The organism is Arthrobacter sp. AD-310, from assembly GCF_054656615.1.
This window is the reverse complement of sequence record NZ_BAAHNO010000029.1, coordinates 41,920-57,944: the sequence shown is the minus strand read 5'-3', so window position 1 is coordinate 57,944 and position 16,025 is coordinate 41,920. Positions and strand designations below refer to the sequence as shown.

16 protein-coding genes are annotated in these 16,025 nt (G+C 68.1%); 11 read left to right on the top strand and 5 right to left on the bottom strand.

The genetic code is table 11. The features are described from left to right. Positions 1–121: 121 nt before the first annotated feature. The 5 genes from ACYQ1Z_RS16480 to ACYQ1Z_RS16460 all read left to right on the top strand — a co-directional run bounded on the left by ACYQ1Z_RS16480 (position 122) and on the right by ACYQ1Z_RS16460 (position 2,775). The gene (locus tag ACYQ1Z_RS16480) at positions 122–730 is read left to right on the top strand and encodes a hypothetical protein (protein WP_459793627.1); all 609 of its coding nucleotides are present in this window, start codon (positions 122–124) and stop codon (positions 728–730) included. Continuing rightward, a complete protein-coding gene (locus ACYQ1Z_RS16475) occupies positions 727–1,350 on the top strand; it encodes a type II secretion system F family protein (RefSeq protein ID WP_459793626.1) in 624 nt (207 codons plus the stop codon). The genes ACYQ1Z_RS16480 and ACYQ1Z_RS16475 overlap by 4 nt, the downstream gene beginning before the upstream one ends. Before the next feature lie 233 nt (positions 1,351–1,583). Further along, positions 1,584–1,928: a DUF4244 domain-containing protein gene (locus tag ACYQ1Z_RS16470; RefSeq protein WP_459793625.1), complete on the top strand. Its 345-nt coding sequence runs from the start codon at positions 1,584–1,586 to the stop codon at positions 1,926–1,928. After that, the gene (locus tag ACYQ1Z_RS16465; protein WP_459793624.1) at positions 1,925–2,407 is read left to right on the top strand and encodes a TadE family type IV pilus minor pilin; all 483 of its coding nucleotides are present in this window, start codon (positions 1,925–1,927) and stop codon (positions 2,405–2,407) included. Before ACYQ1Z_RS16470 ends, ACYQ1Z_RS16465 begins: the two co-directional genes overlap by 4 nt. Next, positions 2,404–2,775, top strand: coding sequence for an Rv3654c family TadE-like protein (locus ACYQ1Z_RS16460; protein ID WP_459793623.1), 372 nt, complete (start codon positions 2,404–2,406; stop codon positions 2,773–2,775). Before ACYQ1Z_RS16465 ends, ACYQ1Z_RS16460 begins: the two co-directional genes overlap by 4 nt. A 36-nt stretch (positions 2,776–2,811) precedes the next feature. Here the strand turns inward: ACYQ1Z_RS16460 and ACYQ1Z_RS16455 are convergent, their stop codons facing one another. Both ACYQ1Z_RS16455 and ACYQ1Z_RS16450 read right to left on the bottom strand, forming a co-directional pair. After that, a complete protein-coding gene (locus ACYQ1Z_RS16455; protein WP_459793622.1) occupies positions 2,812–5,211 on the bottom strand; it encodes a DEAD/DEAH box helicase in 2,400 nt (799 codons plus the stop codon). Between the two features lie 87 nt (positions 5,212–5,298). After that, positions 5,299–5,991 (bottom strand): GNAT family N-acetyltransferase, encoded by a 693-nt coding sequence (locus ACYQ1Z_RS16450; RefSeq protein ID WP_459793621.1) that lies wholly within the window; start codon positions 5,989–5,991, stop codon positions 5,299–5,301. Positions 5,992–6,140: 149 nt separating this feature from the next. Here ACYQ1Z_RS16450 and trhO point away from each other — a divergent pair, with 149 nt between their 5' ends. Continuing rightward, positions 6,141–7,034: an oxygen-dependent tRNA uridine(34) hydroxylase TrhO gene (gene trhO / locus ACYQ1Z_RS16445; RefSeq protein WP_459793620.1), complete on the top strand. Its 894-nt coding sequence runs from the start codon at positions 6,141–6,143 to the stop codon at positions 7,032–7,034. Between the two features lie 39 nt (positions 7,035–7,073). Here the strand turns inward: trhO and ACYQ1Z_RS16440 are convergent, their stop codons facing one another. After that, positions 7,074–7,646: a hypothetical protein gene (locus ACYQ1Z_RS16440; protein WP_459793619.1), complete on the bottom strand. Its 573-nt coding sequence runs from the start codon at positions 7,644–7,646 to the stop codon at positions 7,074–7,076. A gap of 49 nt (positions 7,647–7,695) precedes the next feature. Beyond that, positions 7,696–8,148, bottom strand: coding sequence for a hypothetical protein (locus ACYQ1Z_RS16435; protein WP_459793618.1), 453 nt, complete (start codon positions 8,146–8,148; stop codon positions 7,696–7,698). A 90-nt stretch (positions 8,149–8,238) separates the two neighbouring features. On the opposite strand from ACYQ1Z_RS16435, the gene ACYQ1Z_RS16430 reads away from it, so the two are divergent. The 5 genes from ACYQ1Z_RS16430 (at position 8,239) to proC (ending at position 15,292) form a co-directional block, all read left to right on the top strand. Then, positions 8,239–9,858 carry a DUF7059 domain-containing protein gene (locus tag ACYQ1Z_RS16430; RefSeq protein WP_459793617.1) on the top strand — a complete coding sequence of 540 codons (1,620 nt, stop codon included), beginning with the start codon at positions 8,239–8,241 and terminating at the stop codon, positions 9,856–9,858. A gap of 123 nt (positions 9,859–9,981) precedes the next feature. Further along, positions 9,982–12,708, top strand: a complete 2,727-nt coding sequence (gene topA, locus ACYQ1Z_RS16425; RefSeq protein WP_459793616.1) for a type I DNA topoisomerase — start codon at positions 9,982–9,984, stop codon at positions 12,706–12,708. A 50-nt stretch (positions 12,709–12,758) separates the two neighbouring features. Next, positions 12,759–13,178: an SseB family protein gene (locus ACYQ1Z_RS16420; RefSeq protein ID WP_459793615.1), complete on the top strand. Its 420-nt coding sequence runs from the start codon at positions 12,759–12,761 to the stop codon at positions 13,176–13,178. A gap of 7 nt (positions 13,179–13,185) precedes the next feature. Next, complete coding sequence (locus ACYQ1Z_RS16415) at positions 13,186–14,175, top strand: Ppx/GppA phosphatase family protein (RefSeq protein ID WP_459793614.1); 990 nt, start codon at positions 13,186–13,188, stop codon at positions 14,173–14,175. A 283-nt stretch (positions 14,176–14,458) separates the two neighbouring features. Beyond that, entirely contained in the window at positions 14,459–15,292 is an 834-nt protein-coding gene (gene proC, locus ACYQ1Z_RS16410; RefSeq protein WP_459793613.1) for a pyrroline-5-carboxylate reductase, read from the top strand. A gap of 61 nt (positions 15,293–15,353) precedes the next feature. On the opposite strand, the gene ACYQ1Z_RS16405 is transcribed toward proC, so the two are convergent. Next, on the bottom strand, positions 15,354–15,992 hold the full coding sequence (locus ACYQ1Z_RS16405) for a potassium channel family protein (RefSeq protein ID WP_009358540.1): 639 nt from the start codon (positions 15,990–15,992) through the stop codon (positions 15,354–15,356). Positions 15,993–16,025: the final 33 nt, after the last annotated feature.

Sequence of the window (16,025 nt, the reverse complement as noted above, 5' to 3'; positions counted from 1 at the left end):
ACCGGCAAGGCTGCGCCGGGCAGCGGGACCGGGTGCAGCGCAGCGACGCGGCCCCGTCCGGTGGTCCATTCCCTGGAGCCGGCCTTCAGTAAGAAGACGTCAAGGGCCTGGGGTGTCGGCCATGACCCTTGTGGTCCAGCAGCTTGCGGCGCTGCTCAAGGGCGGCAGGGCGCCGGGCCGGCTGTGGGACGAGCTCTGTGCGCTGTACGGTCCCGCCAACGGGCAGTCACAACCCGGGCGGGAGGGTGGCGGTCCGGGCCAGGGTCTCACGCCCGCATCGGTCGCCGTACTCGGCGCAGCCAAGGCTGCCGCGGCCACTGGGTCCCCGGTGTCCGAGGCTATCCGCAGAGCTGCGCCGCCGGCGGCGGCGGGGGAGCGGGAGGCCCGGATCTGGTGGGAACTGGCCGCCTGCCTCGATGTCGCCGAGGCAAGCGGCTGTCCCCTTGCGGACGTGCTCAGCAGGTTTGCCGCACAGCTGGAGGTGGAGGACGACGCCGACGCCGCGCGCCAGACCGCCCTGGCCGGTCCCAAAGCAACCGTCACCCTCCTGACCTGGCTTCCGCTGATGGGATTGGGCCTGGGGACAGCATTGGGCGTGGATCCGTTCGCCGTCCTGCTGGGTACGCCGCTGGGCCTGGCAGCCCTGGCGGCCGGCGTTGCCCTGACTGTCGCGGGAAGGGTCTGGTCAGCCCGGCTGGTCGCCGCCGCGGCCGGAGCAGGTGTGGCGTGACAGTCCACAACGCTGGGGCCATCGCGGTTTTCCTTGCGCTCGCTGCCGCCGCCTGCCTTGCCTGCGCCGGGCAGGGGAGCACCAGGAGCCGGCTCCTCGGACTCGGTCCCGGACCGCCGCAGATGGAGGCCGGTGCAGGTATCGGGGCAGAAGGCAGGTCCTCTGCCGGGCGCCGGGAGGGGCCTGGCCTTCGGGACACCGCCATGATGCTCGAACTGGTGGCGGCGATGCTGGACGCCGGGTCCAGCATCGGACGCTCGCTGGAACTGGTGGCATCCTCCGCCTCGGCCCGCTACACCGGGGCGCTCCGGCCGGTGGTGTCGGCCTTGGCCATCGGCGCGGACTGGGACACGGCCTGGCGCAGCTCAGCGGTTGCCCTCCCAGAGGTGCTGGAATTGCGTGATGCCCTGGGGTTCGCGGCACTGACTGGTGCACCGTCGTCGGCGATCCTGTATGCCCAGGCAGCCCGGCTTCGGCGCGAAAGATTCCGGGCCGCCGAGAAACGCGCGGCGTCGCTGGGAGTGAAGCTGGTGGTCCCACTCGGCCTCTGCTCGCTTCCGGCCTTCATCTGCCTTGGCGTGGTCCCCGTGCTGCTGGCCCTGGTGCCGACCGGCAGCTGAACCAAATCGGGGCCGGGTCCGTTGCGGCCTGTCCCGGGACGGAAGCCGCTCCGGCAGCGCCGCATGGAACCGGGACCACTCCGGCGTGCAGTGCCCGCCGCGCGTCTTGTCCTCCACACCGGTCCGCACGCCGGCCTTATCCACTTAGCCGGCCAGCTCCCTTACCGCCGCCTGGACGGACCGGAAGAGTCAAAGCAGCCGGCAACATCACCGGCCCCCACGAAAGGAAGCACATGTCCATGAACCACCACCGCCGCTACTACGCCGGGTCCGCCGTTCCAGCCATCTCCAGGCCTGCCGTCCAGGGCGGGAACCATGACCGGTCACGCACCTCGGCCGCCAGGACCGCCAGTACCTTGCCGGCCAACGTCGTGGAACTCCGCCCGGGCGTGGGTCATCCCCGCCCCGGCCGCAAGGCGGGACTGACGGGACCGGAAGCCGGGATGGCAACCGCCGAATACGCGATAGCTACGCTCGCAGCCGTGGGCCTGGCCGGCCTCCTCGTATTCATCCTCCGCAGTGACGAGGTCCGCGGCTTCCTGCTGACCCTGATCCGCACCGCCCTGGCCCTGCCGTGAGCGGTGCACCGGCCGGGCCGCAAAAGCCGGGCGTCCCGGACGGCTCCCGGCACAGAAAGGCTGCGCCGGAACCCGCACGGGGTGCTGTCACAGCCGAGTTCGCTGTCGCGCTTCCCGCGGTGGTGGCACTGCTGGCGTTGCTCCTGGCCGGTGCCGCGACCGGTGTTACCCAGCTGCGGATTGAAGAAGGCGCCCGCGCCGGGGCGCGGGCACTGGCGAGGGGCGAGGATCCTGCCGCCGTGGAACGGACTGTCCGGACCCTTGCCGGCGGCACCGCCTCTGCGTCGGTCGCGGCCGATGGCGAATGGTTCAGCGTCACTGTCACGGACCGCCTGGGCGGGCCCCTGGGCACCTCGATCCCGTGGACCCTGACAGCCCGCGCCTCCACGCGCAGCGAAACTGCTGCTGCAACCTCCGCAGCCGGCGGACTGACAGCCGGCGGACTGACAGCCGGCAAGGACGGCAAGGGGAACCGATGACGGCACAATCCGGACCACTGCTGGACAGCGGCGGCCAGCGCGGGTCAGGCACGGTCCTGGCCCTGGCCCTGGCAATGGTGGTCATGGTGGCCATGGCCGCGATGCTGCTTCTGGCCCAGTCGGCGGTGCTGGCCAGCCGGGCGGCGTCGGCGGCGGACCTCGCGGCGCTGGCCGGGGCTGATGCGCTGCGGGGCATCACGGACGGCGAACCGTGCGCAGTGGCCGCCGAGGTAGCCGCCCGGCATTCAGCTGCAGTTCTCAGTTGCACAGAAGGTCCGGGGCAGACGCTGGAAGTACGGACAGAAATGAGGGAAAGGTCCCTGGCCGGTGCGGCGACCGGCCATGCCAGGGCAGGACCGCCGCCCTGACCTGACGGGGCCGGCCCAGGCTGGGCGGGACCCGGCCTAGGCCTGCCGCGAACTGGTGCCGCTGCTGGCTGCTGGGGCGGTGGCCACCGGCTCCTCCGTTGCGTCCTGCAACAGGACGTCAAGGAGGGTCACGGCGGCGTGCTTGTCCAGCGGATTGTTCTTATTGCCGCACTTGGGGGACTGCACGCAGGAGGGGCAGCCCGCATCGCATTCGCAGGCCTTGATCGCGTCCCGGGTGGCGGCCAGCCACACCTTGGCCTTGTCGAAACCCCGTTCGGCGAAGCCCGCCCCGCCGGGGTGCCCGTCATACACAAAGATCGTAGGCACCCCGGTGTCGGCGTGCAGGGCGGTGGAAACGCCGCCGATGTCCCACCGGTCACTGGACGCCACCAGGGGCAGGAGGCCGATCGCAGCATGTTCGGCTGCGTGGAGGGCACCCGGGAACTGGGCTTCAATCAGTCCGGCGGCCGTCAGGGACCGGTTGTCCACCACAAACCAGACGGCCTTGGTGAACAGCTCCCGGGCGCCGAGATCCAGCGGTTCCTCGCCCAGGATTTCGTTGGAGATCAGAGCCTTGCGCTGGAAGGAGACCACCTGGGTTGTGACCTTGACGTCACCGAAATGGACGGTGATGCCACCCCACTGCATGGTGCGTTGCGTGTCCAGGACCTCGATCTGGGTGACGTCCCGGGCCGTCGTGTAGTAGTCGGGGTTCGCCCGTCGGACCACCACGCAGTGGTCGTCCTCGTTGAGGTCCTCCACCACGTAGCTGTCACCCTGGTGGATGTACACCGCGCCGTTGTGCGCCTGGTAGTGGGTCTGCGGCGAATCCATGGTGCCGAGGAGTGAGCCGGTGTCCGCGTCCACAATACTGACCGGGCCGCCGCCGTCGGCCCTCAGGTTGACCATCCCGGCGGCGCTTTGGGCGTGCGTCCAGAACCATCCCGCAGGCCTTCGCCGGAGGTACCCCTGTGCCACCAGTTTGTCGAGCAGCGCCTCCGCCGTTCCGCCGAACAGGTCCAGTTCGCCCGGGCCCAGGGGCAGTTCCGCGGCGGCCGCGCACAGGTGCGGTCCCAACACATAGGGGTTGGAGGGGTCAAAAACGGTGGCTTCAACAGAGACGTCGAAAATCGCCTCCGGGTGGTTCACCAGGAAAGTGTCCAGAGGATCATCACTGGCAACGAACGCTGCGATGGCCTCCTGCCCCGCCCTGCCGGCGCGCCCGATCTGCTGGAACAGCGACGCGCGGGTGCCGGGCCAGCCGGCCACCAGTACGGCGTCAAGTCCGGAGATGTCGATCCCGAGCTCAAGGGCCGAGGTGCTGGAGACCCCCAGGAGTTCCCCGGACCGCAGCGCCTTCTCCACGGCGCGGCGTTCCTCGGGCAGGTATCCGGAACGGTAGGCGGCCACCCGCGGCGGCAGGCTGGGATCCACCTCGTCCAGCAGCCGCTTGGTGACGGAGGAGATGGTCTCGGCGCCACGGCGCGACTTGATGAAGGCGATGGTCCGGACCCGGGCGGATACCAGGTTCGCGAGCAGGTCTGCGGTTTCGGCGACGGCGGTCCGGCGCTCCTTGGCCCCGTTTTCGCCTTTGAGCTCGGTCAGGGCAGGCTCCCACAGGGCAACCGTAGTGGCCCCGTGCGGCGAACAATCCTGGGACACTGCCTGGACCGGCGCGCCGATGAGCCGGGCAAAGGACGCATCGGGGTCGGAAGCGGTGGCGGAGGCGGCAATAAACACGGGCTCCGGGAAGGACGTTCCGGCGCCGTAATAGGCACAGACCCGCCTCAGCCGCCGCATCAGGTTGGCGACGTGGGACCCAAACACTCCGCGGTAGCTGTGGGCCTCGTCCACGATGACGTACCGCAGCCGGCGGAAGAAGCCTGCCCACCAGGCATGGTTGGGCAGTATCCCGAAGTGCAGCATGTCCGGGTTGGCGAGGACGAAGTTCGCGTGGTCGCGGATCCAGCGCCGGGAGGCCGGATCGGTGTCGCCGTCGTAGGTTTCTGCCCGCACGGTGGGGAGCTTCAGGGCCCGGATAGCGTTCAGCTGGTCGGCTGCCAGTGCCTTCGTGGGGGACAGGTACAGGGTGACCGCGCCGTCGTCGTGCATCTTGCCCGGGTCCGCCAGCACCCGCAGTTCGGACCGGTGGATGGCGTCCAGCGCCGGCAGCTGGTAGGCGAGTGACTTACCGGACGCGGTGCCGGTGGCCACCACAACATGCCCGCCGCCGTGGGCGATGCCGGCGGCTTCCACTTGGTGCCGGAAGGGCTCCTGGATTCCCAGTGCGCCGTAGGCTGCGATGAGGTCCGGGTGCACCCATTCCGGCCACGGCGCGTGCACCGCTGCGCGGGCCGGGATGGTGCGGACATGACGGAGCTGCTCCGGGTCCGGGCCGCGGCCCAGCAGGGGGAGCAGGGAGTCATGGGGGTTCACCCCAATATTGTTTCACCTGGCGGGGTTCCGGCCGGCCCGGTTCGCCGTCGGGGAAACCGCGCGCGGCAACCGGACGGGCCGGAACGTTCAGCTCAGGGAGAGGTCGGACCCGTCCCGGGAAGCCGAGAGCATCAGCACCCGGGAGACGGTGCTCCAGCCCAGGTGGGAATACAGCTTCTGGCCGTCAACGGATGCCAGCAGCAGGCCGGTGGTCACATCATGCTCGAATGCCTGTGCCGCCAGTGCCCGCATGATGAAGCTGCCCAGGCCGCGGCGCTGGAACCCGGGTTCGGTGATGATTTTGTCGAAGACGGCGGTATCGCCCACCACAAACACCCGGCCGCTGGCGGCAAGGGTGGCGCCGGAGCGGACCTCGGCGTAGTGGACGCCGTTCTGCCGGGACGTTGAAAAGGCGAGGTCGTCGTCGGAAAGCCAAGGGTCCTCGGCGTCCTGCGTTTCCATGTCCACGATCATCATGGTCTGCGAATCGGAGGTCACGTTCAGCCCGTTCCGGGCGGCCAAGGCGGCGTAGCGGGCAGTGTCGTTGGTCAGGATCGTCAGGCCCCGGGGCGGCGCCTCCGCGGTTTTCGCCGCGAGGGCGGCGAATTCCTGGTCGGTGGGGTCGGACGCGAAGTACTCCCACTCACCGGTCGTGTCAGCCCGGAGTGCAGCGGGGAAACGGCCCTCTTTGGATGTCTGGTAGCCGCGGCAACCGGCCCAGCCGGCCACCCACACGTCAAGAAGGCCAGTGACGTCTTCAATCATGGTTTCCGGACTCATGGGATGAACACTATTCCAGCGTGATCGCCAGCAACAGGGTGCTTACGCAATTGTGATGCAGGAGGCGCAGGGACGTGCTGCGCCGGGAGTGCATCCGCCTCGGGACAGGCGTGGAAAGGCCGCGGAACCCGGGCGGTACCCTTAAATACGTGGCTTTGAACCGAATTGTGCTCTTCTACGGCTTTACCCCCATTCCGGACCCCGAGGCGGTGCGTCTCTGGCAGCGTGCCCTCTGCGAAAAGCTGGGATTGACGGGCCGCATCATCATCTCCAAGGACGGCATCAACGCCACCGTGGGCGGTGAAATCGGCGCCGTGAAGCAGTACGTCAAGACCACGCGCGAATACGAGGGCTTCCACGGGATCGACTTCAAATGGTCCGACGGCGGGGCGGAAGACTTCCCCAGGCTCAGTGTCAAAGTGCGGGACGAGATTGTCTCCTTCGGCGCCCCCGGTGAACTGAAGGTGGATGCCAACGGCGTGGTGGGCGGCGGGAAGCACCTCAAGCCCGAGGAACTCCACCAGCTGGTGGATGCCAAGAAACAGGGCGGCGAAGACGTGGTCTTCTTCGACGGCCGGAACGCCTTCGAAGCCCGGATCGGCCGGTTCAAGGACGCCGTGGTCCCCGACGTCGCCACCACCCACGACTTCATCAAAGAACTGGATTCCGGCAAGTACGACGCCCTCAAGGACAAGCCCGTGGTCACCTACTGCACCGGCGGCATCCGCTGCGAGGTGCTGTCCAGCCTTATGGTGAACCGCGGCTTCAAGGAGGTCTACCAGCTGGACGGCGGCATCGTCCGCTACGGCGAGGCCTTCAAGGACCAGGGCCTGTGGGAGGGCTCCCTCTACGTCTTCGACAAGCGGATGCACGTCGAGTTCAGTGACGATGCCAAAACCATCGGCGAGTGCGCGCGGTGCGCAGCGCCCACCAGCAAGTTCGAGAACTGCTCCAACCCCAGCTGCCGCACGCTGACGCTCTACTGCGCCGAGTGCGCGGCCAGCCCGGATACCCTGCTCTGCCCGGAGGGGTGCGCGGCCTGAATCGGGGGGGCCACGACGGCGGTCGGAACGCGGGACCGGTCAGAGCAGGCGCAGGCGGTAGGCGAAGTTGGCGCCCGTCCGCGCCTCCACCGTCACGGTGAGGGCGGTCTCTGCCGAGAGGTAAATGACATTCTCGCGGTTGACGCCGCAGCGAAGCCCCAGGTCCACCAGCGTCAGCGCGTCGCTCCGGACCACAAACGTCACCCGCCGCTGGCTCCGGCAGGCCAGGGCCAGTGCATAGGTGCCGGTGCCGAGGACCGGCGTCGTTTCGGTCCGCACCTCGCCGGCCGCCAGCACCCCGGCTCCCGCGTGGACCACCGGCTGGGGAGGAGCCGGCAGGGTCCGTGACACCCAGGCGTCCAGTTCGTCTTCCGGGACCGGGTCGCGCTGTAGCGGGTCGCGGGTGAAGACGGGAGCGGGCGCAGCCGTGGGCCCGGCCTCCCCGGTGCCTGTCCAGCTCCGGCCGTCGTCGTACGTATATTCGCAGCCGCCCGCAGCCAGCCCTGCCGCCAGCACAAGGCCAAGGACGACGGCGGCCGCCGGCTTCCGCGCCAGCGGCGCCCGAGGTGTCCGGCCGGGACGGGGCGCGGAAGTACTCCGCACACTGGGCATGCTCCGACTTTAAGCCCGCGCAGGCCCGGGGGCCAGACCGGAAAAACTGCTATTCGGCGGGGACCAGGTGGTAGGCGTAGATGAGCGGCGCGTCGACGCTCGAGGTGCTGATTTCCACCGCTCCGGGCTCGTCCAGCATGATCCTGGTGGTTTCGCGGCTGCCGTTGCACGCAGCCCCGGCGTCAACCACCTGGACCCCGTTCAGGGACACCGCAAAGAACGCTTTGCCGCCGCCTTCGCATGTGGCGGACAGGATGTAGCGTCCTGCCGGGACATCGGCGGCTTCGCGGATGATGCGGTCCCGGTTGAGGATCTTTCCGGCGTCCTCCAGCACGGTGCCCGGCGCGGCCGGCAGTGCGGTGGCACGCCACTGCGGCACGTCCGCGTTTTCGATGGACACCGCGGGGGAGCAGGCTGCCACCGTGAGGATGGCGGCCACCGGCGCGGCGGCTTTGTAAAGGGCGTGGCGGGCGCGCGGAAGGAAGGGCAGGCTGGACGGCATGCTTCAACGCTACCCCGCGGACAAGGCTGCCCCAGCACGGCCGTCCGCGGAGCCCCGGGAGGGCGAAGCCGGGCGGACTAAGCTTGTGCGGTGCCTAGATCCCCATTTGAGTTCACCGCCGGCAACACCCCCGACGCCCCGCGCAGCGACCTTCCGGAACTGCTCACGGCCCTGGCGCAGGACCTGCGCCGGGTCGGCTACACGCTCGACGGCGTCGCCCGGCTGCTCGGTCCCTTCGCGTCCGCGGCACTGAACCGGGACCAGGTCATTCCCGCGATGCTCGCCACCGAACGCGCGGCAACGGAGGACGACGGCGCAAAGCCGCTGGCCGCCGTCGTCAGCCTGTGGCTACTGGCTGAGCCGCAGGAACGGGACACGCTCGACGCCGCCCTGCCGGGCATCCGCGCGGAAGGCCTGGAAAGGCTGGGGCTGGTGCAGCCCGTGCCCGGCACCGCGCTGCTCGCGGCGAAAGCGGACCTGCGGCCCTACGGGTGGGATAAAAATGAGGACGGCAGCGGCGGCGCCGAGCTGTGGGTGGCCAGCGACCTTGCGGCGCACCAGCAGCCGGGCGTCCTGCGGCACGACCACGTCCTGGGCATCGGGCAGGCCTCCACCACCCTGGTGCAGACCACCGTCCGCCGGCACACCGAGCGTGCCCTGGACCTGGGCACCGGCTGTGGCATCCAGTCCTTCCACCTGCTGCACCACTGCCAGCACGTCACCGCCACCGACATCTCCGCGCGTGCCCTGGCGTACACCCGCTTCAACATCCTGCTCAACGCCGAGGCCCTCTCAGTTGACCCCGCCCGGCTGGAAGACCGGGTCAGCCTCCGCCTGGGTTCGCTGCTGGAACCGGTGGCCGGTGAGGAGTTCGGCCTGGTGGTGTCCAACCCGCCGTTCGTCATCACCCCGCGCCGTCCCGGCGAGGACGCCGCGGGCCAGTTCACGTACCGCGACGGCGGCCTGCCGGGCGACGACATCGTCGCCTCGCTCGTGGCGGACCTTCCCGGGGTTCTGGCGCCGGGCGGCACCGCCCAGATGCTCGGCAACTGGGAGGTGGCGGCCGGAACCGAATGGCACGAACGCCCCAGGGGATGGGTCCGGCCGGGCACGGACGCCTGGTTCATCCAGCGCGAGCAGGTCAGCCCCGGGCAGTACGCGGAAACGTGGCTGCAGGACGCTTCCGAAGGCCGGGACCGGCGCCACTACCGGGACGCCTACGCCGCCTACCTTGACGACTTTGCCTCCCGGAACGTGGAGGCCATCGGCTTCGGCATGGTCTGGCTGCGCCGGCCCCACTCCGGGGCGCCGGCGGCCATCAGCCGCTTCGAGGAAATCACCTACCCGATCGAGCAGCCCATCGGACCCCACCTGGGTGCCGCCGTCGAACGCTGCGACTGGCTTGCTGCGAACACCCTGGCGGACGCGCACCTGCTGGTGGCCGACGACGTGACGGAGGAACGCCACCAGCGGCCGGGCGCAGAGCACCCCGGCGTGATCCTGCTGCGCCAGGGTGCAGGGCTGCGCCGCACAAACCTGCTCAGCACCGAGCTGGCCGGCTTCGTGTCGGCGTGCGACGGCGACCTGGCCGCCGGGCAGATCGCCGCCGCCCTGGAAGCGCTGCTCGGCGGCGATTCCTTCCGGGCGGAACTGCTCGAAGAGGTGGAAAACCTGGTCCGCGACGGCTTCCTGGTCCCGGCCCCGGAGTGAACCTGCGGCGGGCCCCGGGGGAGGCCCGCCTTTTCCACATGAATGCGCAGAATTGTCCAAAATATGGTGAACTAGGCCAATATGGGCTCATCTGCCCCAGCAACCTTTTTCTGTAGGAGCACCGTGCCAAGCAAGGCCAAAACCGGCAAGAAACTCGTGATTGTGGAGTCTCCGGCCAAGAGCAAGACCATCGCCAAGTACCTCGGCGAGGGCTTCATTGTTGAGGCCTCCATCGGTCATATCCGCGACCTGCCGCAGCCGTCGGAGCTCCCCGCAGAGCTGAAGAAAACCTCGGTGGGCAAGTTCGCCGTCGACATCGAACACGACTTCAAGCCTTACTACGTGGTGTCCCCGGACAAGAAGAAAAAGGTCACCGAACTCAAGGCTGCGCTCAAAGACGCCGACGAACTTTACCTCGCAACCGATGGGGACCGCGAGGGCGAAGCCATCGCGTGGCACCTGCTGGAAGTGCTCAAGCCCAAGGTCCCGGTGTACCGGATGACATTCGGGGAAATTACCAAAGAAGCCATCCAGCGTGCCATGGGCAATTTGCGCGACGTTGACTCGGCACTGGTGGACGCCCAGGAAACCCGGCGCATCCTGGACCGGCTTTACGGCTACGAAATTTCCCCCGTCCTGTGGCGCAAGGTGGCACGCGGCCTGTCCGCCGGCCGCGTGCAGTCCGTGGTCACGCGCATGGTGGTGGACCGCGAACGCGAACGCATGGCGTTCAAGGCTGCGTCCTATTGGGACCTGACCGGCCAGTTCGGCGCCGACGCCGGCTCTTTCAAGGCAAAGCTCGCCGCAGTGGATGGCGCCAAGGTGGCCACCGGCCGCGATTTCAACGACGACGGCGAGCTAATCTCCAAGAACGTTGCCCACCTGAACGAGGAACTGGCTGCGTCTTTGGCCGCCGGCCTGCAGGAGGCGGCGTTCACGGTCCGCTCCGTCGACACCAAGCCGTACACGCGCCGCCCCGCCGCCCCGTTCACCACCTCCACGCTGCAGCAGGAGGCCGGCCGCAAGCTGCGCTTCTCCTCAAAGAGCACCATGCAGATCGCGCAGCGGCTGTATGAAAACGGCTACATCACTTACATGCGTACGGACTCGTCTGCGCTGAGTGACGAGGCCATCACCGCGGCACGCCGGCAGGCCTCCGAACTGTACGGACCCGAATACATCCCGGGCTCACCCCGGGTCTACTCCAACAAGGCCGCGAACGCGCAGGAAGCCCACGAGGCCATCCGTCCCGCCGGCGACTCCTTCCGGACCCCGGCACAGGTGGCCTCCCAGCTTTCCGGTGATGAGTTCCGCCTGTACGAGCTGATCTGGAAGCGCACCGTCGCCTCCCAGATGGCCGACGCCAAGGGCTCCACCGCCACCATCCGTCTTGGCGCCGTCGCTGCCGACGGGCGGGATGCCGAGTTCTCCGCCTCCGGCACCGTCATCACGTTCCCAGGCTTCCTTGCCGCCTACGAGGAAGGCAAGGACGAGACCCGCGGTGACGACGACTCCGACGAGGCCCGCCGCCTGCCCAACGTGGCGAAGGGCGATTCGCTGACGGCTTCCGACATCGTGGCCGTGGGCCACGAAACCTCGCCGCCGCCGCGATACACCGAAGCCTCGCTGACCGCTGAACTGGAGAAGAAGGGCATCGGGCGCCCGTCCACGTATGCCTCCACCATCTCCACCATCCAGGACCGGGGCTACGTCCGGAAGCAGGGTTCTGCACTGGTCCCCAGCTGGATCGCCTTCTCCGTGATCCGGCTGCTCGAGCAGCACTTCTCGGACTACGTGGACTACGAGTTCACCGCGGACATGGAAGGCGACCTGGACAAGATCGCCAACGGCCAGGCAGCCGGTGCGTCCTGGCTCCGGCACTTCTACTTCGGCGAGGACTCCGATCCCGGCCTGCTGAGCATCGTCAACAACCTGGGTGAGATCGACGCCCGGGAGATCAACTCCATTCCCATCACGGACGAAATCACGCTGCGGGTGGGCAAGTTCGGGCCCTACCTGGAAAGCTCCGCCGCCACTGTCGACGCCAAGACCGGTGAAATTGTCGAGTCTGCCCGCGCCAACGTCCCCGACGACCTCGCGCCGGACGAGCTGACCGCGGCCAAGGCCATCGAGCTGATGGAAACCGCGGCCCCCGAGGAACGCGTTCTGGGCAAGGACCCGCACACCGGGCACACCATCGTTGCCAAGAACGGCCGCTACGGCGCATACGTCACGGAAATCATCCCGGAAATGACCGAGGAAGAGCTCGCTGCCCAGCCGGTGGAGTACTACAAGAACGGCAAGCCCAAGCCGCCCAAGAAGCCGGTCAAGGCCAAGCCCCGCACCGGTTCGCTGTTCAAGTCCATGACCGTTGAGTCCGTCACCCTTGACGAGGCACTGCAGCTCATGAGCCTGCCGCGCGTGCTGGGCGAAGACGCCGAAGGCAACCCCATCACCGTGCAGAACGGCCGGTTCGGGCCGTACCTGAAGAAGGGCACCGACTCCCGCTCCATCGGCTCGGAAGAGGAAATCTTCACCATCACCCTGGAGCAGGCGCTGGAGATCTACTCCCAGCCCAAGCAGCGCGGCGCCCGGGCTGCCGTGCCGCCGCTGGCCGAGTTCGGCCCGGACCCGGTGTCCGAGAAGAACATCGTGGTGAAGGAAGGCCGGTTCGGCCCCTACATCACTGACGGAATCACCAACATCACCGTTCCGCGGGCCACTTCCCTGGAAGAGCTCACCCGCGAGCAGGCCGTGGAGCTCCTCGCCGAGAAGCGCGCCAAAGGCCCGGTCAAGCGGACCACCACCCGCAAGGCCCCGGCCAAGAAGAAGGCTGCCGCGAAGAAGTAAGGATTGCCCGGGGAATTGCGCGCCGCCGGCAGACGTGATCGGCTAGGGGAATGACAGAACAGACCGGAGTGACCGATCCCAGCCCGCTGAACGACCTCGAGGAAAAGCTCGCTACGGGCGGACAGCCGGATGCGAACCCGGTGGACGTGATCCTGTCCTTCCTCAACAGCGAGGTCTACATCATCAGTTCCGACGGGATTGAGGGTGTGGACTCCGAGGTGGAGCCGCTGGTGCTGGCAAACGCCGACGGCGACCCCGTCCTGGCGGTCTTCTCGCACCCCAGCCGGGTGGACGAGCAATACCTTGCAGCGGCGCCAAACGTGCTGGGCACGCAGGGCGCAGCGATCATCGCCAACATCGGCGACGAGCTGGGCCTCGTGATCAACCCCGGTGCCGCCTACGGTTTCGAGATCAACCCGGAGGGCGTGGCCAACATCAAGCGCGACTTCAAGCGCGCAGACGGGGAATAATATCCCCATGCGGCTAGGCGTCCTCGATATCGGGTCCAACACTGTCCATCTTCTGCTGGTGGATGCCCACCCCGGCGCGCGGCCCGTCCCCTTCGCCTCGCACAAGCGGCCCCTGTCCCTGGTCCAATACCTCGAACCGGACGGCAGCATCAACGAAGCGGGGCAGTATGAGCTGATCGAGTTCGTCCTGGAAGCCTGGGAGTTCGCCGCCCGGCACAAGGCAGAGGACCTCCTGGCGTTCTGTACCTCCGCTATCCGGGAAGCTGCCAACGGCCCGGAGGTGCTGGCCAGGGTCAAGCACGAAACCACGGTGACCCTGCAGGAACTCACCGGCAGCGAAGAGGCATCCATGACGTTCTTCGCCGTCCGGCGCTGGTACGGCTGGGGCGCGGGGCCCGTCCTGAACCTGGACATCGGCGGCGGCTCCTTCGAAATGGCGTTCGGCCAGGACGAGCTGCCCGAGGTGGCAACCTCCGTCCCCCTCGGGGCAAGCCGGCTCACCCGGGACTGGCTGGCCGACGATCCGCCCTCCGCCAAAAGCGTCAAGGAACTGCGGCGCTACATCCGTGCCACCTTGAAGCCGGCGGTCCGGGAGTTTGACGGCCTGGGCCGGGCGAACCTCGTGGCGGGCACCTCCAAGACCTTCCGTTCCCTTGCCCGGATCGCCGGGGCCGCACCGAGCGACGCCGGCCCCTACGTCAAACGCGAGCTTAACGCCACGGACCTTGGAATCTGGGCCCAGCGCATCTCGGCCATGAAAGCCGAGGACCGGCTGCACTTGCCCGGAGTCTCCGAAGCCCGTGCCCACCAGCTGCTCGCGGGTGCGCTGGTGGCCGAGGCAGCGCTGGAGCTCTTCAAATTCAAGAAGCTTCGCATCTGCCCCTGGGCGCTGCGCGAGGGCCTCATCCTGCGCCGCATGGACCAGCTTGTCTTCGCCGGACCGCTGGAGCCTGCACCGCACGTGGTTCCGGCGCCCGCCGCCAACGCCGCCGTCTAAGGCATCCCTGCCCGTCCGGCGCAGGTTCACAGCTGCCGCTTAAGAGCGGAAGCACCGGCGCCGGCAACAGGAAAAATGGGGGAAAACCTGTAGCCGGCCGCCGGTGCCCTGGCAGACATCCCCATGCCTGCCGCATCACTCGCACCCTCAATGAGGTACTAACTACAGTAGGCGGGCTCCTTGGGAGCCACCTGCACCCTACATGTGAGCAAGCTGTGAATCGTTAATCCGGTGTTCCCGTAAGGAATCGGCAGCCGCCGGACCAAACTGCAATGATGGATCAATGAGCAACCGAATCGCATTCCTTGGCTGTGGGTCCATGAACGAAGCCATTCTTGGCGGACTGCTGGAGGCGGGGACGGATCCGGCGGACGTCGTCGCCACCGTCCGGCGTGCGGAACGGGCAGCGGAACTTGCTGAGCGGTACCACGGCATCACCGCCATCGCAGGCGAGGAAGAACCGGACAATAACAAACAAGCCACCAAGGGGTCCGCCGTGGTCATCCTAGGCGTGAAGCCGGTCGGCATCACGGACCTTGCACGAGAGATCAGCGGCGCCCTTTCCCCGGACACCGTGGTGGTCAGCGTGGCCGCCGCAGTATCGATAGCGCAGCTCGAAGCAGCCCTGCCGGCGGGCCAGCCGGTCATCCGCACCATGCCCAACACTCCTGCCAAGCTCGGCCGCGGCGTGGTGTCCGTGTCCCCGGGCACCAACTGCACCCCGGCACAGCTGCAGAAGGTCAAGGACATCCTGCGGGGCGCCGGAACCGTCGTCGAAGTTCCCGAGGAGCAGGTGGACGCGCTCTCGGCCATCAGCGGCTCAGGCCCGGCCTACGCGTTCTACCTCGCAGAGGCGATGGCGGCAGCCGGTGAGGAACTGGGCCTGGACCGCGAACTGTCGCTGCTCCTGGCCCGCGAGACCGTCGCCGGCGCCGGTTTCATGCTCGCCGAACCCGGCGCCGATCCCAGCGCACTCCGCAAGGCGGTAACCAGCCCGAACGGTACTACGGAACGCGCCATCGCCACCTTTGACGAGGGCGGCATCCCGTCCATCATTGCCGCGGGAGCCAGAGCGGCGGCCGACCGTGCAGCGGAGATCACCAGGCAGCTCGGCTGACCCTGGGCCCGAGACCGCAGGGTACCTTGGCCGAGCTTGCGAGGTTAGGGGCGGTTGGGGATCAGGGGCGGGCGGCGAACCGCTCCAGCAGGTCCACGTGCCCGGACACGATCAGCATGTCCCGCGAGGACACCTTGGTCTCCGGCCGCGCGTACGTGAAGTCCTCGCCCGGGGACTTCACGCCCACGATCGTCACGCCGTACTTGGAACGCACCTTGGACTCATCCAGGGTGAAACCGACCGTCTCGCGTGGCGGGTACATCTTCACGATGGCGAAGTCGTCGTCGAATTCGATGAAGTCGAGCATGCGGCCGGAGACCAGGTGCGCTGCCCGGACACCGGCGTCGGCTTCGGGATAGATCACGTGGTTGGCGCCGATCCTGGTCAGGATCTTGCCGTGGGAGGGTGTGATCGCTTTGACCCACAGGTGCTCGATGCCGAGGTCCACCAGGTTCACGGTGATCAGCACCGAGGATTCGATGGACGTGCCTACACCCACCACGGCGGAGCTGAACTCCTGCGCGCCAAGCTGGCGGAGGGCGTCAATGTTGGTGGCGTCCGCCTCCACCACGTGGGTCAGGAGCGGCGCGAATTTCTGCACCAGGGTCCGGTCGCGTTCGATGGCGAGCACCTCACGGCCCTGCTTCACCAGCTGTTCGGCCGTGGAGGAACCGAAGCGGCCCAGCCCGATCACCAGCACGGGTGCGTTGTGGGCGGGGCGCCTGGGGGCGTC